Source organism: Paracoccus sp. MC1862 (assembly GCF_016617715.1).
GTDB lineage: Bacteria > Pseudomonadota > Alphaproteobacteria > Rhodobacterales > Rhodobacteraceae > Paracoccus.
In genome coordinates this window covers 2,098,953-2,119,724 of the sequence record NZ_CP067225.1, presented here as the reverse complement: position 1 = coordinate 2,119,724, position 20,772 = coordinate 2,098,953, and the positions used below count along the sequence as shown (strand labels likewise).

21 protein-coding genes are annotated in these 20,772 nt (G+C 65.8%); 11 read left to right on the top strand and 10 right to left on the bottom strand.

Annotated elements, in window-relative coordinates; genetic code table 11:
* Nucleotides 1–78 precede the first annotated feature (78 nt).
* The 4 genes from JGR78_RS10515 (at nt 79) to JGR78_RS10500 (ending at nt 4,741) form a co-directional block, all read left to right on the top strand.
* Nucleotides 79–1,746: an alpha-D-glucose phosphate-specific phosphoglucomutase gene (locus JGR78_RS10515; protein WP_182804672.1), complete on the top strand. Its 1,668-nt coding sequence runs from the start codon at nt 79–81 to the stop codon at nt 1,744–1,746.
* 141 nt (nt 1,747–1,887) lie between these two features.
* On the top strand, nt 1,888–3,102 hold the full coding sequence (locus JGR78_RS10510; protein WP_182804669.1) for an NAD-dependent epimerase/dehydratase family protein: 1,215 nt from the start codon (nt 1,888–1,890) through the stop codon (nt 3,100–3,102).
* A complete protein-coding gene (locus JGR78_RS10505; protein ID WP_182790748.1) occupies nt 3,102–3,929 on the top strand; it encodes a glycosyltransferase in 828 nt (275 codons plus the stop codon). Before JGR78_RS10510 ends, JGR78_RS10505 begins: the two co-directional genes overlap by 1 nt.
* Nucleotides 3,926–4,741 carry an NAD(P)-dependent oxidoreductase gene (locus tag JGR78_RS10500; RefSeq protein ID WP_182804667.1) on the top strand — a complete coding sequence of 272 codons (816 nt, stop codon included), beginning with the start codon at nt 3,926–3,928 and terminating at the stop codon, nt 4,739–4,741. The genes JGR78_RS10505 and JGR78_RS10500 overlap by 4 nt, the downstream gene beginning before the upstream one ends.
* Nucleotides 4,742–4,836: 95 nt before the next feature.
* Here JGR78_RS10500 and JGR78_RS10495 read toward each other — a convergent pair whose 3' ends face one another.
* Nucleotides 4,837–5,631 (bottom strand): IclR family transcriptional regulator, encoded by a 795-nt coding sequence (locus tag JGR78_RS10495; RefSeq protein WP_182790746.1) that lies wholly within the window; start codon nt 5,629–5,631, stop codon nt 4,837–4,839.
* A gap of 102 nt (nt 5,632–5,733) precedes the next feature.
* Between JGR78_RS10495 and JGR78_RS10490 the strand changes: the two genes are divergently transcribed.
* Nucleotides 5,734–7,860 (top strand): malate synthase G, encoded by a 2,127-nt coding sequence (locus JGR78_RS10490; protein WP_182790745.1) that lies wholly within the window; start codon nt 5,734–5,736, stop codon nt 7,858–7,860.
* Here JGR78_RS10490 and JGR78_RS10485 read toward each other — a convergent pair.
* From JGR78_RS10485 to JGR78_RS10475, 3 genes are read right to left on the bottom strand one after another with little or no spacing between them, the layout of a single operon-like run.
* Nucleotides 7,857–9,389 carry a phospholipase D family protein gene (locus JGR78_RS10485; RefSeq protein ID WP_182804664.1) on the bottom strand — a complete coding sequence of 511 codons (1,533 nt, stop codon included), beginning with the start codon at nt 9,387–9,389 and terminating at the stop codon, nt 7,857–7,859. The two genes, JGR78_RS10490 and JGR78_RS10485, sit on opposite strands and share 4 nt — an antisense overlap.
* A gap of 45 nt (nt 9,390–9,434) precedes the next feature.
* The gene (locus JGR78_RS10480) at nt 9,435–9,818 is read right to left on the bottom strand and encodes a host attachment protein (RefSeq protein WP_182790743.1); all 384 of its coding nucleotides are present in this window, start codon (nt 9,816–9,818) and stop codon (nt 9,435–9,437) included.
* Between the two features lie 44 nt (nt 9,819–9,862).
* Nucleotides 9,863–11,077: a pyridoxal phosphate-dependent aminotransferase gene (locus JGR78_RS10475; RefSeq protein ID WP_182790742.1), complete on the bottom strand. Its 1,215-nt coding sequence runs from the start codon at nt 11,075–11,077 to the stop codon at nt 9,863–9,865.
* 76 nt (nt 11,078–11,153) lie between these two features.
* Between JGR78_RS10475 and JGR78_RS10470 the strand changes: the two genes are divergently transcribed.
* Nucleotides 11,154–11,444 (top strand): succinate dehydrogenase assembly factor 2, encoded by a 291-nt coding sequence (locus tag JGR78_RS10470; RefSeq protein ID WP_182804662.1) that lies wholly within the window; start codon nt 11,154–11,156, stop codon nt 11,442–11,444.
* Between the two features lie 57 nt (nt 11,445–11,501).
* On the top strand, nt 11,502–12,026 hold the full coding sequence (locus tag JGR78_RS10465) for a MarR family winged helix-turn-helix transcriptional regulator (RefSeq protein ID WP_182804660.1): 525 nt from the start codon (nt 11,502–11,504) through the stop codon (nt 12,024–12,026).
* Between the two features lie 4 nt (nt 12,027–12,030).
* Here JGR78_RS10465 and JGR78_RS10460 read toward each other — a convergent pair whose 3' ends face one another.
* Entirely contained in the window at nt 12,031–12,453 is a 423-nt protein-coding gene (locus JGR78_RS10460) for a VOC family protein (RefSeq protein WP_182790862.1), read from the bottom strand.
* A gap of 106 nt (nt 12,454–12,559) precedes the next feature.
* Here JGR78_RS10460 and thyX point away from each other — a divergent pair, with 106 nt between their 5' ends.
* The 3 genes from thyX to JGR78_RS10445 are packed head-to-tail and all read left to right on the top strand — an operon-like array spanning nt 12,560 to nt 14,681.
* On the top strand, nt 12,560–13,465 hold the full coding sequence (gene thyX / locus JGR78_RS10455) for an FAD-dependent thymidylate synthase (protein ID WP_182790739.1): 906 nt from the start codon (nt 12,560–12,562) through the stop codon (nt 13,463–13,465).
* 49 nt (nt 13,466–13,514) lie between these two features.
* Nucleotides 13,515–14,000 (top strand): Panacea domain-containing protein, encoded by a 486-nt coding sequence (locus tag JGR78_RS10450; RefSeq protein ID WP_182804658.1) that lies wholly within the window; start codon nt 13,515–13,517, stop codon nt 13,998–14,000.
* Nucleotides 14,001–14,681: a hypothetical protein gene (locus JGR78_RS10445; RefSeq protein WP_182804656.1), complete on the top strand. Its 681-nt coding sequence runs from the start codon at nt 14,001–14,003 to the stop codon at nt 14,679–14,681. It abuts the gene before it with no gap.
* Between the two features lie 79 nt (nt 14,682–14,760).
* Here JGR78_RS10445 and JGR78_RS10440 read toward each other — a convergent pair whose 3' ends face one another.
* From JGR78_RS10440 to fabA, 5 genes are all read right to left on the bottom strand, one after another.
* Nucleotides 14,761–15,600, bottom strand: coding sequence for an alpha/beta fold hydrolase (locus JGR78_RS10440; RefSeq protein ID WP_182804654.1), 840 nt, complete (start codon nt 15,598–15,600; stop codon nt 14,761–14,763).
* Between the two features lie 150 nt (nt 15,601–15,750).
* Nucleotides 15,751–16,431 (bottom strand): DUF1045 domain-containing protein, encoded by a 681-nt coding sequence (locus tag JGR78_RS10435; RefSeq protein ID WP_182790736.1) that lies wholly within the window; start codon nt 16,429–16,431, stop codon nt 15,751–15,753.
* A 75-nt stretch (nt 16,432–16,506) separates the two neighbouring features.
* Nucleotides 16,507–17,292, bottom strand: a complete 786-nt coding sequence (locus tag JGR78_RS10430; protein ID WP_182790735.1) for an enoyl-ACP reductase — start codon at nt 17,290–17,292, stop codon at nt 16,507–16,509.
* 2 nt (nt 17,293–17,294) lie between these two features.
* Complete coding sequence (fabB, locus tag JGR78_RS10425) at nt 17,295–18,524, bottom strand: beta-ketoacyl-ACP synthase I (RefSeq protein ID WP_182790734.1); 1,230 nt, start codon at nt 18,522–18,524, stop codon at nt 17,295–17,297.
* A 19-nt stretch (nt 18,525–18,543) separates the two neighbouring features.
* Nucleotides 18,544–19,053, bottom strand: a complete 510-nt coding sequence (gene fabA / locus JGR78_RS10420; protein WP_182790733.1) for a bifunctional 3-hydroxydecanoyl-ACP dehydratase/trans-2-decenoyl-ACP isomerase — start codon at nt 19,051–19,053, stop codon at nt 18,544–18,546.
* Nucleotides 19,054–19,304: 251 nt separating this feature from the next.
* On the opposite strand from fabA, the gene gdhA reads away from it, so the two are divergent.
* Complete coding sequence (gene gdhA, locus JGR78_RS10415) at nt 19,305–20,660, top strand: NADP-specific glutamate dehydrogenase (protein WP_182790732.1); 1,356 nt, start codon at nt 19,305–19,307, stop codon at nt 20,658–20,660.
* The last annotated feature ends 112 nt before the right edge of the window (nt 20,661–20,772 follow it).

Genomic DNA, 20,772 nt, shown 5'->3' with positions numbered 1-20,772 from the left:
GCATGGCCCCCTGTTGCGCCCGTCACAACTGCGCTATGGCACCCCTGTCAGCCTGAACGCCGCAAGGAATTGTCCCCGATGACCGCGCTTTCCGATCCTGCCCTTTCCCCGGCCACCGACATCCGCAGGGTGACGGCCCGGCCGTTCGAGGGGCAGAAGCCCGGCACCTCGGGCCTGCGCAAGAAGACCCGCGTCTTCATGCAGCCGGGCTATCTGGAAAACTTCACCCAGTCGATCTTCGACGCGATCGGCGGGCTTTCGGGAAAGACGCTGGTGTTGGGCGGCGACGGGCGCTTCTTCAACGACCAGGCGATCCAGACCATCATGCGGATGGCCGCCGCCAATGGCGCGGCCCGGGTGATCGTGGGGCAGGGAGGGATCCTCTCGACCCCCGCCGCCTCGAACCTGATCCGCATCCGCCGTGCCGACGGCGGGATCGTGCTGTCGGCCAGCCACAACCCCGGCGGCGAGGACGAGGACTTCGGCATGAAGTTCAACGGCCCGAACGGCGGCCCTGCGCCCGAATCCCTGACCGATGCGATCTTCGCGCGGACGGGCGGGATCACGGAATACCGCACCCTCGACACGCCGGACCTTGACTTGTCCGCTCTGGGCGAGTGCATGCTTGGCGGCATGACCGTCGAGGTGATCGACCCCGTCGCCGATTATGCCGCGCTGATGGAAAGCCTGTTCGACTTCGACGCGATCCGCGGCCTGTTCGCCTCGGGCTTCACGATGCGCTTCGACGCCATGCACGCGGTCACGGGGCCTTATGCGCGCGAAATCATCGAGCGCCGTCTGGGCGCCGCCCCCGGCACCGTCGTCAATGCCGTTCCCCTGCCGGACTTCGGCGGCGGCCACCCGGACCCGAACCCGGTCTGGGCCAAGGATCTGGTCGATTTGATGATGGGCGGGGATGCGCCGGATTTCGCCGCCGCCTCGGACGGGGACGGGGACCGCAACATGATCCTCGGGCGCGGGGTCTATGTCACGCCCTCGGACAGCCTCGCGGTGCTGGCAGCGAACGCGCATCTGGCGCCGGGCTATGCCAAGGGAATCAGCGGCATCGCGCGATCCATGCCGACCAGCCGCGCCGCCGACCGGGTAGCCGAGCGGCTGGGCATCGAAATGCACGAGACGCCGACCGGCTGGAAGTTCTTCGGCAACCTGCTGGACGCCGGCCGCGTCACCATCTGCGGCGAGGAAAGCGCGGGCACCGGGTCCGACCACGTGCGCGAGAAGGACGGGTTGTGGGCAGTGCTGTTGTGGCTGAACATCCTCGCCGTGCGGCGTGAACCGGTAGCCGGGATCATGGCAGCACATTGGGCCGAATACGGTCGCAACTACTACAGCCGCCACGACTATGAGGCGGTGGCCTCGGACCGCGCCAATGCACTGGTGGACAGGCTGCGGGGGATGCTGCCCATGCTGCCGGGGCAGGTCTTTGCGGGCCTGCGGGTGCAGGCGGCGGACGACTTCGCCTATCTGGACCCGGTGGACGGCTCGACCTCGGCGCGTCAGGGCATCCGGGTGATGTTCGAAGACGGCAGCCGTGTCGTCCTGCGCCTGTCGGGCACCGGGACCGAGGGCGCGACGCTGCGCGTCTATCTGGAACGCTATGCGGGGACGGACCAGCCCCATGACCTCGATCCCGACCGGGCGCTGGCGCCGGTGATCGTGGCGGCCGAGGAACTGGCGCTGATCCGCGCGCATACCGGCCGCGAGCGGCCGGATGTCACGACCTGACCGGCGACGGCAGCGGCTCTGGGCCGCGCAAGGCTTGCCGGAGGGTCACGAAAGCGTCACCCTGTCGCCATATGGCATTCGACAGCGTCCCGGCGGCGCTGTAATCGGCGCCGGGCGCGCTTGTGGAAAAAGGAACGAGTCATGCGGATTGCGGTTCTCGGTGGTGACGGTTTCGTGGGCTGGCCCACCTCGCTGCACCTGTCCAACCTCGGCCACGAGGTCCATATCGTCGACAACCTGTCGCGCCGCTGGATCGACACGGAACTGGGCGTGCAGTCGCTGACGCCGATGGATTCGATCCAGGAACGCTGCCGCATCTGGAAGCAGGAAAGCGGCAACGTCATCCATTTCCACCTGCTGAACCTCGCCAAGGAATACGAGCGGCTGAAGCAGTGGCTTGCGGACCACAAGCCCGACGCGGTGATCCATTTCGCTGAACAGCGCGCCGCGCCCTATTCGATGAAGACCGACCGCCACAAGGTCTACACCGTGGACAACAACGTCAGCGCCACCCACAACCTGCTGGCGGCGCTTGTGGAAACCGGCATCGACGCGCATCTGGTTCACTTGGGGACGATGGGCGTCTACGGTTATTCCTCGGTCGGCGCGCCGATCCCGGAAGGCTATCTCGACATCGAGATCGACACGCCCTCGGGCAGGAAGCCGCAGCAGATCCTGTATCCGACGCGGCCGGGTTCGGTCTATCACATGACCAAGAGCCTCGATCAGATCCTGTTCCAGTTCTACGCCCAGAACGACGGGCTGCGGATCACCGACCTGCATCAGGGCATCGTCTGGGGCACCCACACCGACCAGACCCGGCGGCACGAGCAACTCATCAACCGCTTCGACTATGACGGCGACTACGGCACGGTGCTGAATCGTTTTCTCATTCAGGCGGCGATCGGCTATCCACTGACCGTCCACGGCACCGGCGGGCAGACACGCGCCTTCATCCACATCCAGGACTGCGTGCGCTGCATCGAGCTTGCTTTGGACGATGCCCCGAAGGCAGGCGAGCGGGTGAAAATCTTCAACCAGATGACCGAAACGCACCGCGTCCGCGACCTCGCCCATCTGGTCGCCCGGATGACCGGGGCCGCGGTGCGGATGCTGCCGAATCCTCGCAAGGAAGCCGACGAGAACGACCTGATCGTGAAGAACGACCAGTTCCTGTCGCTGGGCCTGAACCCGATCACCCTGCAGGAGGGCCTGCTGGCCGAGGTCGTGGACGTGGCGCGCAAGTATGCCCACCGCATTGACCGCTCGCGCGTCCCCGCCGTCAGTGCCTGGACCAAGGACATCGCCAAGCGCGTCGATCACGACCCCGAGGGCAAGAAGCTCAAGGCGGTCTGATGCGGGGTCTGACGCCGGACCGCCCTGCGCGGTCCGACCGTGCCTTTGTCACATTGGTGACGAACGCCGACTATGCGCTGGGGGCAAAGGCGCTGGTGCGGTCCATCGTGCTATCGGGAACGCAGGCCGACATCTGCGTCCTGCATACCGACGTGGCCAAGGCGGAACTTGCGTCCCTCTCGGCCCTTGGCGCCCGGCTGGTCCGCTGCGAGTTGCTGCCGACCTCTCCCGAGTTCAACGCCACACATGCCAAGGACGCGCTGCACGGCCGCGCCGCCTTCACCAAGGGCGAGAAGCCGCCCTTCCACACGCCGCTCGACAATTTCGCCAAGCTGCGGCTGTGGCAGTTGGACTATGAGCGGCTGGTATTCATTGATGCCGACGCCTTGGTGTTGCAGAACGTGGACAAGTTGTTCGACTATCCCCAATTCTGCGCCGCGCCGAACGTTTATGAAAGCCTCGCGGATTTTCACCGGATGAACTCGGGCGTCTTCACGGCCCGGCCCTCTCAGGCGACGTTCGAGGACATGCTGGCAAGGCTGGACGTGCCGGGCGTGTTCTGGCGGCGGACGGACCAGACGTTTCTGGAGCACTACTTCCCCGACTGGCACGGCCTGCCGGTGTTCATGAACATGCTGCAATACGTCTGGTTCGCCATGCCCGATCTGTGGCGCTGGCAGGACATCAAGATCCTGCATTTCCAGTATGAGAAGCCATGGCAGGACCATGCCAAGGCCGACTGCGTCCGCCCGTTGATCGAGTTGTGGCGTGCCTATGCGGGCGACGGCCCGGTGCCCGACTCGCGCAGCCTGCCCGACCCCGCATGAGGATCGCCCTTACGGGCGCAAGCGGCCTGGTCGGACGCTTCCTGTCCCGCGCCTTCCGGGCTGAGGGGCACGAGGTCGAGACGCTGCCCGGCTGGCGCCTGGGCCAGCCCGCGCCATTAGAGGGCTGCGAGGTGCTGATTCACGCCGGTTTCGCCCATGTTCCCGGCAAGTATCGCGGCGGCGAGGGCGACGATCCGGAAGGCTTCGTGGCGCTCAACCGTGACGGCTCGCTGCGGCTGTTTCAGCAGGCGAAGGCTGCAGGCGTGGGGCAGGTCGTCTTCCTGTCCTCGCGCGCGGTCTATGACGCGCTACCCGCGGGCACGCCGCTGCCGGATGGAACGCCGAGTGCGCCCCAAAGCCTTTACGGCCGCGTGAAGGCCGAGGCCGAGGCGGGGCTCGCCGCGCTGGATGCGCCCGGCTTCGCCACCGCAAGCCTCCGCGCTACCGGCATCTATGGTCCGGGCGAAGGGCACAAGTGGACGGGCCTTTTTGCGGACTATATCGCCGGACGTCCGGTCACGCCGCGCATCGCCACGGAACTGCACGGCGACGACCTTTCCGCCGCGATCCTGCTGATCCTGCGGAGCGGCGCGCGAGGTGCCTTCAACGCCTCGGACCTGCTGCTCGACCGCCATGACCTGCTGGCCGAGGCGCAGCGGCTGACCGGCTGCCCCTATCCGCCGCCGCCTTGCGCCGACGCGGTCGTTTCGGTGATGAGTTGCGACCGCCTTGCCGCAATGGGCTGGCAACCGGGCGGCTGGCCCCGGCTGCGGGACAGCCTGCCAGCCATGCTGCCTTCGGACGGTTCTTGAATATCCTGCGGGGCTGTCGAACGCCCGGACAGGAGGCGGATCAGAAAACAACCGTCATGTCTGTCTTTCCGCTGGATGGGGCCAAGCGACCGTTTTCAGCGAGGCAGGGGCGATGTCACCTCAGCATCCGGCGCCACCCCGCCCAACAACTCCGTCAACTCGCCCGCCGCCTGCGTCACCAGCGCTCCCATCTGCTCGATCCGGTCATCCGTCAGCCGCCCCGCCGCGCCCGAGATCGAGATGGCGCAGGCGGCCTCTGCCTGCGGCGACCAGACCACGGCGGCAAGGCAGCGCATGCCGAGGTTGAACTCCTCGTCATCCAGTGCCCAGCCACGCCTGCGGGTGCGCTCGATGTCGGCCAGCGCGGCGTCGCGGGTGCGCAGGCTTTTCGAGGTCAGCGGCGGCAGGCCGGCGCGGTCGGCCAGCGCCAGCACGTCCTCGTCGCGCCAGGTGGCCAGGATCGCCTTGCCCATGGCCGAGGAAAACACCGGCACCCGGCGGCCGGGGGGCGAGAGCGCCCGGCGGATTTCCCGGCTTTCGACCTGGCTGACCGTCACCAGATGGTCGTCGTCAAGAATCCCGAGGTTCGCCGTCTCGCGCGTCGCGTCCCGCAACCGGCGCAGCATCGGCAGGGCAGGGGCCACGAAGCTGAGCCTGCGGCCATAGGCCATCCCCACGGAAAAGGCATCGCGCCCGACGTGCCAGGCAGAGGCGGCGGGTTCGAACTGCGCGAAACCCTGCTGTTCCAGCGTCGTCAGCAGACGGTGCGCGGTGGACACTGGCAGTCCCGCCGCCCGCGCCAGGTCGCTGAGCCGGCTGCCATCCCCCTGCGCCAGCAGCCGCAACAGGGTCAGCGCGCGGCTGACGGACTGGACACCACTCTCCGCCATAAGTCTTCCTCCGTTTGCCGCATGATGGAAAAGATTGGCGGGGTTGTCACGTTCTTCCAACGGGCCTGCTATCCATCCTGCTGCACTGATGGAGGGTTGAAGATGACCGATCACGTTGAGCGGGCCGGCTTGCAGGTGGCGGCCTCCCTGGCCAATCTGGTCGAAACGGAGCTGCTGACGGGTGGCGTTACGTCCGACGCCTTCTGGAACGGCTATGCCGCCCTGCTGCGCGAGCTTGCCCCCGAGAACCGCGCCCTTCTGCAGCGGCGCGACGAATTGCAGGCGCAGATCGACGACTGGCACCGCACGCGCCGCGGCCAGCCGCTTGACGCTGAGGCTTACCACGCCTTTCTGCGCGAGATCGGCTATCTGGTGGACGAGCCCGCGCCCTTCACCATCGGCACCACCGACGTGGACCCGGAACTGGCACAGGTCGCGGGGCCGCAGCTTGTCGTCCCGATCAGCAACGCCCGCTTCGCACTCAATGCCGCCAACGCCCGTTGGGGTTCGTTGTATGACGCGCTTTACGGCACTGACGCGCTGCCGGGGAAAGCGGCTCCGGGCGGCTATGACGCCCAGCGCGGCGCGCAGGTAATCGACTGGGCACGCAAGCATCTGGATTCGGTGGCGCCGCTGGAGGGCACCTCCTGGGCGGACGTGACCGGGATGAAGGCCGAGGGCGGCCAGCTGGTCCTGACCACTGGCGCGGGCGAGACCGGCCTTGCCGATCCGGTGCAGTTCGCGGGCACCAGTGGCGAGGACGTGTTCCTGCGCGTGAACGGCCTGCTGATCCGCCTCAAGGTGGACCGCAGCACGCCCATCGGGCGCGACGACAAGGCGGGCATCTCGGATGTCATCCTGGAAAGCGCCCTGACGGCGATCCAGGACTTCGAGGATTCGGTTGCCGCCGTCGATGCCGAGGACAAGGTTTCCAACTACCGCAACTGGCTGGGCCTGATGCGGGGCAATCTGGCCGAGAGTTTTGAGAAGGGCGGGCGGCAGATGACGCGCCGTCTGGCCCCTGACGTGACCTACACCGACCCGCAGGGGAACGAGGTCACCCATCCCGGCCGCGCCGTGCTGCTGGTCCGCAACGTCGGCCACCTGATGACCACCGACGCCGTGCTGCTGGACGGGCAGGAAACGCCCGAGGGCATCATGGACGCCCTGATGACCGTCGCCGCCGCCGTGCATGACCTGGATGCCGGGCGGAACTCGCGCACCGGCTCGATCTATGTCGTGAAGCCCAAGATGCACGGCCCTGACGAGGTCGCCTTTGCCGAGCGGCTTTATGCCGGGGTCGAGCGCATCCTCGGCCTGCCCGCGAACACCGTGAAGCTGGGGGTGATGGACGAGGAGCGCCGGACCTCGGCCAACCTTTCGGCCTGCCTTGCGCAGGTGAAGGATCGCGTCGTGTTCATCAACACGGGCTTCCTCGACCGCACCGGCGACGAGATCCACACGTCCATGGAGGCCGGGCCGATGGTGCCGAAAGGCCGCATGAAGGATCAGGCGTGGCTGGGGGCCTATGAGGCCGGGAACGTGGACACGGGCCTTGCATTGGGGCTCGCGGGCCGGGGCCAGATCGGCAAGGGCATGTGGGCCAAGCCCGACGACATGGCCGATATGCTGGCGGCCAAGATCGGCCACCCGCAGGCGGGCGCGAATACCGCCTGGGTGCCTTCGCCCACCGCCGCCACGCTGCACGCGACGCATTACCACCAGGTCTCGGTTCATGGGGTGCAGGAGAAGCTGCGCTCGCGCGAGAAGCCCTCGCTGGACGCGCTGCTGACGCCGCCGCTGCTGGGGGGCGCGAACCTGTCGCCCGAGGAAGTGGCCTATGAGATCGACAACTCCTCCCAGTCGATCCTGGGCTATGTCGTGCGCTGGGTCGATCAGGGGGTCGGCTGTTCCAAGGTGCTCGACTACGAGGACGTGGCACTGATGGAGGACCGGGCGACGCTGCGGATCTCGGCCCAGCACCTCGCGAACTGGCTCAAGCACGGGATCATCACCGAGGCGCAGGTGCAGGATTCGCTGGCGCGCATGGCCGAAAAGGTGGACCGCCAGAACGCGGGCGATCCGCTTTACAAGCCGATGGCGCCGGCGCTGGACGGTCCCGCCTTCAACGCGGCGCGCGACCTGATCCTGAAAGGGGCCGCGCAGCCTTCGGGCTATACGGAACCGCTGCTGCACGCCGCCCGCCGCGCGGCCAAGGCTGCGGCCTAGAGCAGCCACTCGATCGGCAACCGGCCGATCAGCCACAGGAACCCGCGCTGGGCGAAATTGGTGCCGGGTTCGCGGCGGTGGACGGTCCCGGGGTTGTCCACCGCCGGTTCATGCCAGACCAGCCGCCCGCGCCCGCCGCGGCGGGGGCCATAGCTGACTAGCGGCAGCACCTCGTCCAGCCCGTGGCTGACCTCGCCCGCAAGGCGGGGGCTGTCGATCATCACCCCCATCTCGGTGTTGAAGATGATGGACCGCGGGTCGAAGTTGAACGAGCCGATGAAGATCCGCTCGCGGTCCACGCAGACGGTCTTGGAATGCAGGCTCGCGCGGGTCGAGGTGCCGGGCGTGCGCGGTTCTCGCGGCAGCTCGCGGGTGGCGCGCAACTCGTACAGCCGCACGCCGCCGTCGATCAGGGCGGGGCGGTATTTCACATAGGCCGAATGGACCACCAGCACGTCCGTCGCCTCCTGCGAGTTCGTCAGGATGCGGACCTGCCGCCCTTCCGCCACAAGCCGGTTCAGCCGCTGGGTGAAGCGGCGGCCGGGGACGAAATAGGCCGAGATGATGTCCACCGAACGGTCGGGGCTGGCGATCATCCGCATCAGTTGCGCGAACATCAGGTCGCGGTTGCGATGCCGCCCCAGCCCCTTGGACGGGTCGTCGCTGATCAGCGTCACCGGCACCCAGTCCAGCGCCAGTCGTTCTTCAATCATGTCATGCACAAGAGGCCGGGTGACGACCGTCTGCCGGTAAGCCAAAGCAGCCTCGTCGGCCAGCATCGCCTGCAGATCGTCGCGGGCGCTGGATGCCCCCGGCGCGGGCAGGATCAGTTCGGCGGGATAGGCCGATCCGCTGGCCCAGTAGCGGTCAAAATCCTCGCCCGCGTCCACTGCTACCCGTCCCAGCGTCAGCACATCGGTATCAAGGTAATGCGGCCCCTCGCCATAGGCGAAATAGACATCGCCGATGTTGCGCCCGCCCAGGATCGCGGCGGCGCCATCCGCGATCATCAGCTTGTTGTGCATCCGCCTGTTCAGGCGGCGGAAGTCGAAGAGATAACCCAGCAGCTTGGGCCGGCGCAGGATGAAGGGGTTGAACAGCCGCACCTCGACATTGGGCAGCGCGTTCAGCGCGGCAAGGTCGGCGTCCAGCCCCCATATGCCGTTGTCGTCCAGCAGCAGCCGGATGCGGACGCCGCGTTCGGCGGCCCGGTGCAGTTCGTCCAGCAGCACGAGGCCTGTCAGGTCGCGCTGCCAGATGTAATATTGCACGTCCAACGCCAGCCCGGCCTCGCGGATCAGCGAAATGCGCGCGCCGAAGGCGTCCAGCCCGTCATGCAGCGCCACGACGCCGCTGACGTTCGACCTTGCGCCGCCATGCGCCAGCACCATGCGGCCCAGCGTGGTCGCATCCGACAGCGGCACGGCCCGGCTTTCGCGGCGCCCCTTCAGCGAGGGCGGGCGGTAATAAAGATGCAGGACGCCCAGGACGACCGCCGGGACAATGACGAAAAGGGCCGCAAGCTCCATGTCGATGATCCGCGCCGCGGCGCCCCGGCGTTCCGTTCCCTGCGGTCAGGCCAGCGCGCGGGCGATCTCGTCGGCCGAGGCCGCGGTCAGCGTCTTGGCAACTTCCTTGACGACCTTCTGTTCCAGCATCTTGTGATAGTTCTTCCGCATGACGCCCAGCGTGTTGGGATCGGCGATGATCGCCAGTTCCTGCACCTTGTTCTGCAGCACCATCAGGTTCAGCCGCTCGGTCAGTTGCTTGGCAAAGGTCGCTTCGTCCTCGTCGCGGGGCGGCGTATCCTCGGGTTGCCTTCCTTGGCTTTCGTCCTGCAGGTTGGCCGGGCCGATCCGCTCGACCTCCTCAAGCTCGATCTTGAACTTGGCGGTGTTGCGGAACAGCACGGCCTTCTGGCCATCGGCCACGATGACGAGCGCATCACGAGACAGCATGGTCTTGTCCTCTCGGGTTTATTCCCGATGAGAACGCCCCCCTGTCACGCCGGTTCCTGCCGCAGCTTGCCGCAGAAGCCACGGATGCGGGCGATGGCGTCGGCCAGTTGCGCGTCCGACGCCGCGTAGCTGATGCGGAAATGCGGCGAGAGGCCAAAGGCCTCGCCGAAGACCACGGCCACGCCAGTGGCATTCAGCAGTTCCATCGCGAAGGTGCGGTCATCGGCGATCACGGCCCCCTCAGGCGTGCGGCGCCCAATAAGCCGGGCGATCGAGGGATAGACGTAGAAGGCCCCCTGCGGGGTGGGGCAGTCGATCCCCTCGCATTGGTTCAGCCCCGAGACGACCAGATCGCGGCGACGCTGGAAGACGGCCCGGCTTTCCGCGATGTAGTCCTGCGGCCCGGTCAGCGCGGCCAGCGCGGCATATTGGCTGATCGAACTGGGGTTCGAGGTCGATTGCCCCTGCACATTCGCCATCGCCCTGATGAGTTCCACCGGCCCCGCGCCATAGCCGATCCGCCAGCCGGTCATGGCATAGGCCTTGCTGACCCCGTTCATGGTCAGGGTGCGGTCCATCAGCTTCGGTTCCACCTGGGCGGGCGTGACGAAGCGGAAGCCGTCATAGACCAGATGCTCGTAGATGTCGTCGGCCAGCACCCAGACATGGGGATGACGCAGCAGAACATCGGTCAGGGCGCGCATCTCGGCTTCGCCATAGCCGGCACCCGTGGGGTTCGAGGGCGAGTTCAGGATCACCCATTTCGTCTTCGGCGTGATTGCCGCCTCAAGCTGGTCTGGCGTGATGCGATAGCCGTTCTGGATGCTGCCGGTGACGATGACGGGCGTCCCGCCGCCCAGTGCCACCATGTCGGGATAGCTGACCCAGTAGGGGGCGGGAATGATGACCTCGTCGCCGGGATTCAGCGTCGCCATCAGCGCGTTATAGAGGATCTGCTTGCCGCCCGTTCCCACGCTGACCTGCTGCGGGGAATAGTCCAGCCCGTTCTCGCGCCGGAACTTGTCGGCGACGGCCCGCTTCAACTCGGGAATGCCGTCCACAGCGGTATAGCGGGTGTGCCCCGCGTCGATGGCGGCCTTGCCCGCCTCGCGGATATGGGCGGGCGTGTCGAAATCCGGCTCTCCGGCCGAGAGGCTGACGATGTCGCGGCCCTCGGCGGCCAGTTCGCGCGCAAGGTTCGTCATCGCGATGGTGGGCGAGGGTTTGACGCGGGACAGGGTCTGGGACAGAAAGCTCATCGACGCGCTCCGGGTTTCTGGGACGGGGTGGTGATAGGCGCGGGACAGCGTGGCTGCAAGCGCGGGGGGAAAGCGGATGGACGATCACGAGGCCCGGCTGAAGCGGATCACCATGCGAAGCTGGCGGCGCGGCACGCGCGAGATGGACCTGATCCTCGGCCCCTTCGCCGAGGCCGAACTGGCCACGATGGATGCCGGTACGCTCGACGCCTATGAGCGGCTGCTGGAGGAAAACGACCAGGACCTTTACCCTTGGATCACCGCCCGGCTGTCGGGCGGGACCGCGGGTCCGCAGGCCCATACGGCGATGCTGGACCGGGTCGCGGCTCATGCAAGGGGGCGGCTGCGGGAAATTCGCGGCGCTTAACCGAATCTTGGGACGTCGGTGGCAGTGTGGCGGAAAGACGCCATACGGAAGATACCGATGACCCGACTCGCCGTGCTGCGCCCCTCTGCCACGCCGCTTCCACCGCCGGATTACAGCCCGCCGGACCTGCTGGAGCCTTACCTGCAAAGCATCCAGATCCTCGACCGGCTGCACCGGCTGATGCTGGACCTGATCAAGGACGAATTCGAACGCCTGCGCCGCGACGACCTGACCCCGGTTCAGGCGCTGCTGCTGTTCAACTTGGGCGGGGCCGAGGTTTCTGCAGGCGAGCTGCGGTCGCGCGGGATGTATCAGGGCTCGAACGTCAGCTACAACCTCAAGAAGCTGGTGCAGATGGGCTATGTCACCCACCAGCGATGCGAAAACGACCGGCGGTCTGTCCGCGTGCGGCTCAGTCCGCGGGGAGAGGAAGTGCGCGAGATCGTCGGCCAGATGTTCCTGCGCCACGTCATGGGGCTGGAGGCCTCGGGCATCCTGGACGACCCGCCGCTGCCGCAGGTGAACCTGCAATGGCGCCGGGTCGAGCGTTTCTGGGCCGAGCAGATCCGCTACATCTACTGACCCCTCACCAGTGGCCGGTGTTGCCCATGCTGGCCCAGGGCTCCTGCGGCGGCAGGCGGTCGCCCTTCTGCAGAAGCTCGATCGAGACGTTGTCGGGGCTGCGGACAAAGGCCATGTGGCCGTCGCGGGGCGGGCGGTTGATCGTCACACCACTGTCCATCAGGTGCTGGCAGGTGGCGTAGATGTCCTTCACCTCATAGGCGAGGTGCCCGAAATGGCGGCTGTCCGAGGGCAGGCCCTCATCGCCGTCCCAGTTGTAGGTCAGCTCGACCGGCGTTTCAGGCTGGCCTGGCGGCGCCATGAAGACCAGCGTGAAGCGGCCCTGCTCGCTGTCCGTCCGCCGGATCTCCTCCAGCCCCAGCAGGCGATAGAAACCCATGCTGGCCTCCAGATCCTTCACGCGGACCATGGTGTGCAGATAACGCATCGTGCTTCTCCCGTATTGGTGCGGCGGCGATCCTGACACGCCGCCCGCTGACTCGCCAGCCGGGGCGCGCTAGACAGGCGGGCGACAGACCTGAAAGGACCGCCCGATGCCGCTCACCCCCGAACAGCAAGCCGAGATCGACGAGGCCCGCGCCACCCCGCGCCCGACCCTGCGCGCGGTCAGCGAGGGGATGGAGCGGCATCTTTACGTGGCCCATCCGGTGCTGGACCACGGGCTTTTGCGCGTCATCGACTACATGGGCGACGATTCCGCCATCGTGCAGGCGGCGCGTGTGAGTTACGGCCGCGGCACCAAGGCCGTGTCGAACGACGAGGGGCTGATCCGCTACCTGATGCGGCACTGGCACTCGACCCCTTTCGAGATGTGCGAGGTCAAGTTCCACGTCAAATTGCCGGTCTTCGTCGCCCGCCAGTGGATCCGCCACCGCACGGCCAACGTGAACGAATATTCCGCCCGCTATTCGATCCTCGACCGCGAGTTCTACATCCCCGCCCCCGAACAACTTGCTGCCCAATCCACGGTGAACAACCAGGGCCGGGGCGCGGTGCTGTCGGGGGACGAGGCGCAGCGCGTCCTGGACATCCTACGCGAGGACGCGATGCGGTCCTATGACCATTACGAGGGGATGCTGAGCCAGGACGGCCAGCAGGGCCTCGCCCGCGAACTCGCGCGGATGAACCTGCCCGCGAACATCTATACCCAGTGGTACTGGAAGACCGACCTGCACAACCTGTTCCATTTCCTGCGCCTGCGCGCCGACGCCCACGCGCAATACGAGATCCGCGTCTATGCCGAAGCGATGTGCCGCATTGTGGCGGATTGGGTGCCGCTGGCCTACGGGGCCTTCGAGGACTACCGACTGGGCGGGGTGTCCCTGTCCGGGAAAGCCGTGGAGGTGCTGAAGCGGCGGCTGGCTGGGGGGATGGTGACGCAGGAGACGAGTGGGATGAGCAAGGGCGAATGGCGGGAGTTCGAGGGGGTGTGGGGTTGATTAATCGCAGCACAAGCCGTAAACAAAAAGAGAACTTGTGCGGGGTGCGATGGGCTACGACGTTCGTGGAATCGCAAACTTAGTCTTGGATCGTGCAGCTGATGCAGGCCTAACGATATCCAACATGCACATTAATAAGATCATATTCTTTGTGTATGTTGAATGGCTAAAAGCAAGGGGCTCGATCTTGACAAGCGCGAAGATTGAGGCGTGGAAGCATGGGCCTGTTTTTCGAGAGGTCTATAGTCAGTTCAAAAAATATGGTGCGTCTCCAATAACAGAAAAGGCTAGGAAGGTCGATTTCGCGACTGGCGAGTGGGTTGACGTAGAATTAGATGTTCGGGTCAAAAAAGATGATTTTCTTGTTCGTGCAGTAGATTATTATATTAGGGTGCCGGCCGGACGGCTTGTTGATCTATCGCATGAGCCAGGAGGGGCTTGGCACTATGTTTGGAATCATCAAGGTGAATTTAATGTTGGAATGGAAATAACCCCCGACATCATTCGGGCCTATCAGTTGAAGCAGGGGCACTAAATGGACAAGCTTGCGAAACTTAATCGTCCGCCGGCAGCCGAGAATTGGGCGCGCCTTCAACACCCGTCGGTGGGCGAAACTACTAAAAAACTTTATTGTTTTATGAAGGGTTCGCCTACATGGAACTATCTACCGGCTCGTAACGCATCTCTTTATCACATCGAAGATCGAATCTCTCGTGCTACAGCGCTGGAAGTCGTCGAAAGGAGCGGAAGCAGGCTCGGACGTCCATATAATATTGAACTAATCAATGCTTTCTTTGATCATGCAGAGAAAAGCCCGTTTGACGGGGTTCCTGCTTTTAAGGGCTTCTCGCAGTTCTTCCCTCTTGGTCGTAACGTTGGAATTCCAGTTCGTCCTTTGGCGGTTGTCAGGAGAAACGGAAGATTTTCGCCGATTTTTCTTTGCCCGTGGAGTTCGGAAGGGCTGAGTCAGTATCAGAAGAGCCTTTACATGACGATTTTAGAAAAGGCTATTTTCACGCTAACTGACTTCGACGATGCAGAAGGGCAAGTGCTATTGTTTCCCAAGTGCTCCGTGCAAGGTGGGGTGAAAAAGAGAACTCCGGTTGTTTGGCGGCGAGGTGAGGTTCCGCTCCTGTCCGACAAAGATTTCTTGGATCAGATCAAGATATTCTTTGAGGGTCAAAAGATGGCTGCGAAATTGCTATCCTCCCAATAACTAGCAAGCGTAGCAAACGTAGGGTGCGTGCTCCGCACGCACCATCCCGCCGCCGAACGGTGCGTGCAGAGCACGCACCCTACGCAGCCGCGCCTTGCACGGCGGCTACCCACGCCCTGACCACTCGCACACTCTCCCCCTCATCCAGCCACGGGATATGCCCGCGCCCCGGGACCTTGCCGTAGATCATGTCCGGCCGTCTCCGGCGCATCTCCTCGACCGCGTCCTCGCCCAGCAGGTCCGAGCCCTCGCCGTGGATCAGCGCGATCTGCAGCCCTTCCAGCGCGTCGAACAGGGGCCAGGCGGTGGCGTCGGGGTTCTTGAAGGCGAGGAGGAAGGCGTCGCGCAGGGCCGGGTCGTAGGTCAGGTTCACACCGTCCTCGACCTGCCGGTAAAGCCGTGCCGCTTCCTCCTCCCACCGGCCCTCCGGCACCTCGCCGAAGCCGCGGAGCGTCCGGGGCAGGCGCTCGGCCACCTCGGCGAGCGTCCGGGCGTTGGGACGGCGGCCGACATAGTCCATGATCGCCTCCAGCCCCTCGCGCCGCAACTGGGGGCCTACGTCGTTCAGGCAGACGCCCAGCAGGCGGTCGCGGGCCACCGCCGCCAGATACATGGCAATTAGCCCCCCGCGCGAGGTGCCGACGATGGCCGCTTTCTGAAGCCCGAGGTGATCCAGCAGCGCCAGCGCATCCGCCCCCTCCTGCGGGACGGTGTAGGTCTCGGCGCCCGTCCAGTCGGACTGCCCGCGCCCGCGATAGTCCATGCGGATCATCCGGCAGTCGGCCAGCGTCGGCGCGAGATAGTCGAAGTCGTCCATGCTGCGCGTCAGCCCCGCGAGGCACAGGACCGGCAGCCCCTCGCCCTGGTCCCGATAGGCGATCCGTGCGCCGTCCGCGGCGGTGAAGTGCTGCACGTCCATGAACCGTCCCCTCGTCATTTCGCGGGCATCCTGCCGCGCCCGCCGCGCGCAGGCAACAGTGTCGGCCGTCATCGGACAAGGCCGCGCGAAAGCCTGATCCCTGCCTTTGTCGAAGCGCGGGTTCCGCTTCGCGCGTCCGAAAGCGGCCTTTCAGCCCGAAAGGGCCGCGCGGTGCAGCAGGTGGAAGCGGCCGTCCCGGTCCTCGCCGAAGAGGCAGAGGTCCTCGATCGCGAAGGGGCGGGGCAGGACCGGGGACAGGTGCTCCTGCAGGGCCGCCATGACCGGGGCGCGCTCGGCTTCGGGCAGGCTGTCGGTCAGGGTCAGGTGGAACTGGAACTCCTCCATGACAAAGGGATAGCCCCAGCGGTGCAGCAGCTCGCGCTGGCGGGGGGAGAGCCGGTCAGGCTTGCGGCGGGCGATCTCTGTGTCCGTGAGAGGCGCGCGGAGGTGGTCGGTGCCCTCGACCACCGCGGCAGCAAGGGCCTGCAGCGCGTCGTCGCAGCCTTGAGGGATCAGGGCGAGGAAGCCGTGCAGATCCTCGATCTGCAGCCCGTCGCAGGTCACGGGGGAAAGCCGCGCCGCCAGTGCCTCGACCGCTGCCGTTGCATCGGCCGGGCTGATGCCCTCGGCCAGCCGGAAAGGCGCGCGGATTGTGCCGTGGAAGCCGTATTTCCGCGGATCGCGCGTCAGTTCAGCCGGCGGACAGAGCAGGGCGGGCAGATCGGGTTGCGTGACCTCGCGCCGTGTTTCGGGGTTCCAGCCCAGCCAGGCGGCAGTGCGGGCGGCGAGGTCACCAGGGCGCGGGGCATAATAGACGGCGAAGCGTTTCATCCGGGCCTCTGAGGGATGCTCGGGGCAAACGGCCAGGGCGCAGGGATGTTCCGCTGTGCCAGCAAAAGGGCTGGCTCAGATATTCTCGGACTGGGGCATCCCGAGGACGTGATAGCCGCTGTCGACCATCACCACCTCGCCGGTGGTGCAGGTGCCCCAGTCCGAGGCCAGCCACACCGCCGTGCCGCCGATCGCCTCAAGCGTCGCATTATGACGCAGCGGCGCATTGGCCTCGGTGTGGCGATAGGTCTTGCGCGCGCCGCCGATGGCTGCGCCTGCCAGGGTCTTCATTGGGCCGGGGCTGATCGCGTTCACCCGGATGCCCTGCGGGCCGAGGTCGTTGGCAAGATAGCGCACAGCCGATTCCAGCGCCGCCTTGGCCACGCCCATGACGTTGTAGAAGGGCGTCACCCGGTTCGAGCCGGCATAGGTCAGGGTCAGGATCGTGCCGCCATCGGTCATCAGGGGCAGGGACCGGCGGGCGACCTCGATCAACGAATAGCAGGAGATGTCGAGCGACTGCTTGAAGTTCGCCCGGCTGGTATCGACGAAACGGCCGGTCAGCTCGTCCTTGTTGGAAAAGGCGATGGCGTGGACCAGGATGTCCAGCCGCCCCCAGCGTTCCCCCAAAGCCCCGAAAGCCGCGTCCAGCGAGGCGTCGTCGGTCACGTCCACGTCCAGCAGGATGTCGGACCCGAGCGATTCCGCCAAGGGCTGGACCCGCTTGCCAAAACCCTCGCCCTGATAGGTGAAGGCCAGCTCCGCCCCCTGCGCGGCCAGCGCCTGCGCGATCCCCCAGGCGATGGAACGCTCGTTCGCGACGCCCATCACCAGCGCGCGCTTGCCTTGCAGCAGGGCCATGCTCACTCCCGGAACTTCGACATCACAAGGGTCGCATTGGTGCCGCCGAAGCCGAAGCTGTTGGACAGCACGCTGTCGAAATCGACGTTGTCGATGCGCTGCGTGGCGATTTCCTCGGGCCGGATCTCGGGGTCGAGTTCGGTCACGTTGGCGGATGCGGCGATGAAGCCATGCTGCATCATCAGCAGAGAATAGATCGCCTCGTGAACGCCCGTAGCGCCCAGCGAATGGCCGGTCAGCGACTTGGTGGAACTGACCTTGGGCACCGCATCGTCGCCAAAGACACGGCGCAGGGCCTTGATTTCGGTCACGTCACCCACCGGGGTCGAGGTTCCATGTGCGTTCACATAGCCGATCTTCCGGCCTTCCGGCAGGGTTTCCAGCGCCAGCCGCATGGACCGCTCGCCCCCCTCGCCCGAGGGCGCGACCATGTCATAGCCGTCCGAGGTCGCGCCGTAGCCCGTCACTTCGGCATAGATCTTGGCGCCGCGTGCCTTCGCGTGTTCCAGTTCCTCAAGCACCACCACCCCGCCGCCGCCGCCGATGACGAAGCCGTCGCGGGTCACGTCGAAGGGACGCGAGGCGGTTTCCGGTGCATCGTTGTATTTCGACGACATCGCGCCCATCGCGTCGAACAGGCACGAAAGCGTCCAGTCCAGTTCCTCGCCGCCGCCCGCGAAGACGATGTCCTGCTTGCCCATCTGGATCAGTTCGGTCCCGTTGCCGATGCAATGCGCCGAGGTCGAGCAGGCCGAGGTGATCGAGTAGTTCACGCCCTTGATGGAAAACGGCGTCGCCAGGCAGGCCGAGTTGGTCGAGGACATGCAGCGCGTGACCATGAACGGCCCCATGCGCTTGGGCGCGCCCTTCTCGATGACGATCTTGTGGGCGTTGAAGAAGTTGGACGTGGACGGCCCGCCCGAGCCCATCACCAGCCCCGTGCGCGGATTCGAGACGTCGCCGGGTTCCAGTCCCGAATCCTCGACCGCCTGCTGCATGGCGATGAAGTTCCAGGCCGCGCCCTCGCCCATGAAGCGCAGGTCGCGCTTGTCCACATGGGCGGCGATGTCGATGGTCGGCCGACCCTCGACCTGGCTGCGGAAGCCGTGTTCGGCGTATTCGGGCGAGAAGACAATGCCTGACCGGCCCGCGCGCAGGCTGTCGGTGACCTCAGTGGCATTGTTGCCGATGGGCGAGACGATCCCCAGCCCGGTGATGACGACGCGGCGCATGATGCGGCCCTCCTTCGGTTCAGCTCTCGGAAAGAGCGACCTTCATGTCCTTGACCTGGTAGATGACCTCGCCATCGGCTTCCACGATGCCGTCGGCGACGCCCATGGTCAGCCGACGGGTCTGCACCGCCTTGGTGAAATCGACCTTGTAGGTCAGCAGCTTGCGGTCGGGCCGGACCATGCCGGTCAGCTTGACCTCGCCCACCCCCAGCGCATAGCCACGGCCCTGCCAGCCGCGCCAGCCCAGGTTGAAGCCGGTCAGTTGCCACAGCCCGTCAAGGCCAAGGCAGCCCGGCATGATCGGGTTGCCGGGGAAGTGGCAGGCGAAGAACCACAAGTCGGGGGTGATGTCGAACTCGGCCACGACATGGCCCTTGCCATGGGCGCCGCCGTCCTCGCTGATGTCGGTGATGCGGTCCATCATCAGCATCGGGGGTTCCGGCAGTTGCGCGTTGCCGGGGCCGAACAGCTCGCCCCGCGCGCAGGCCAGAAGGTCGCCCTTGTCGAAGCGGGTCTGTTCCATCGCCATGCGGTCTGGTCCTGTCTGTGGCGCCGGCCCGTCCGCCGGCTTTTCCCGCGTCTATCATCCGGGCGGCGAACCACGCAAGCAGGCGAGGGCACCTCGGCCCGGTCCCCGAAACATTACGCGCAACCAAGCCGAAGGTGGCAGAGCGCACAGGATTTCATCGCATTTCCGCACAAAAATTGCGCAAGGCAGTTGTAGCCTGCCACGCTCTGGGATTATTCCGCGCGCCGGATACCCACAATGGCGGGACGGACATGGCGCGCATCGACGAGAAACTTCAGCATATCCTGACCACGGTCATGGAACGCAACGCGGGCGAGCCCGAATTCCACCAGGCCGTGATCGAGGTCATGGAAAGCCTTGGCCGCGTCGTCGCCAAGCATCCCGAATACCTGGAGGAAGGGCTAATCGAGCGCATCTGCGAGCCCGAGCGCCAGATCATCTTCCGCGTTCCGTGGATCGACGACCAGGACCGCGTCCAGATCAACCGCGGCTTCCGGGTCCAGTTCAACTCGGCCCTTGGCCCCTACAAGGGGGGCATCCGCTTCCACCCCTCGGTGAACGTGGGCATCATCAAGTTCCTGGGCTTCGAGCAGACCTTCAAGAACGCGCTGACCACCATGCCCATCGGCGGCGGCAAGGGCGGGTCCGACTTCGACCCCAAGGGCCGCAGCGACCGCGAGATCATGCGCTTCTGCCAGTCCTTCATGCTGGAACTGCACCGTCACCTCGGCGAATACACTGACGTCCCCGCGGGTGACATCGGCGTGGGCGGGCGCGAGATCGGCTACATGTTCGGGCAATACAAGCGCCTGACCAACCGCTACGAGGCGGGCGTTCTGACCGGCAAGGGCCTGTCCTACGGCGGCTCGCGCGCCCGTCCCGAGGCCACGGGCTATGGCACGGTCTTCTTTGTCCGCTCGATGCTGAAGGCCATGGGCGAGGATTTCGAAGGCAAGACCGCAGTCGTCTCCGGCTCGGGCAATGTCGCGACCTTCGCCATCGAGAAGCTGCAGGAATACGGCGCCAAGGTCGTCGCCTGTTCCGATTCCAGCGGCTATGTCGTGGATGAGAACGGCATTGACCTCGATCTCCTGCGCGAGATCAAGGAAAAGCGCCGCGGCCGGATTTCCGAATACGCCCGCATCAAGGGCACGGGAACGTATTTCATCGAGGCCGCCAAGGGCACGATCTGGGACGTCCCCTGCCAGATCGCGCTGCCCTGCGCCACCCAGAACGAACTGACCGGGCGCCACGCCAGGACGCTGATCAAGAATGGCGCCCAGGTGGTGGCCGAGGGCGCCAACATGCCCTGCACCCCCGATGCGGTGGACACGCTGCGCCGGGGCGACGTGCTTTACGCCCCCGGCAAGGCCGCGAACGCGGGCGGCGTCGCCACTTCGGCGCTGGAAATGCAGCAGAATGCCTCGCGCGACAGCTGGACCTTCGAGGAAACGGTGGAACGGCTGGACGACATCATGACCAACATCCACGATGTCTGCGCCGAAACCGCCGAGGAATACGGCGCCCCCGGCGACTATGTCCTTGGCGCCAACATCGCAGGCTTCGTCCGCGTGGCCGAGGCGATGCGCGCCCTGGGCGTCATCTGACCTGCACTGCCGCGGCCCCAGGGCGGGCTTCGGACGGTTCCCGAATATCCTTCGGGGGTGAATGGTATCGCAGATGCCAGAGGGGGCAGACAGCCCCTTCCTTCCCTTGTCG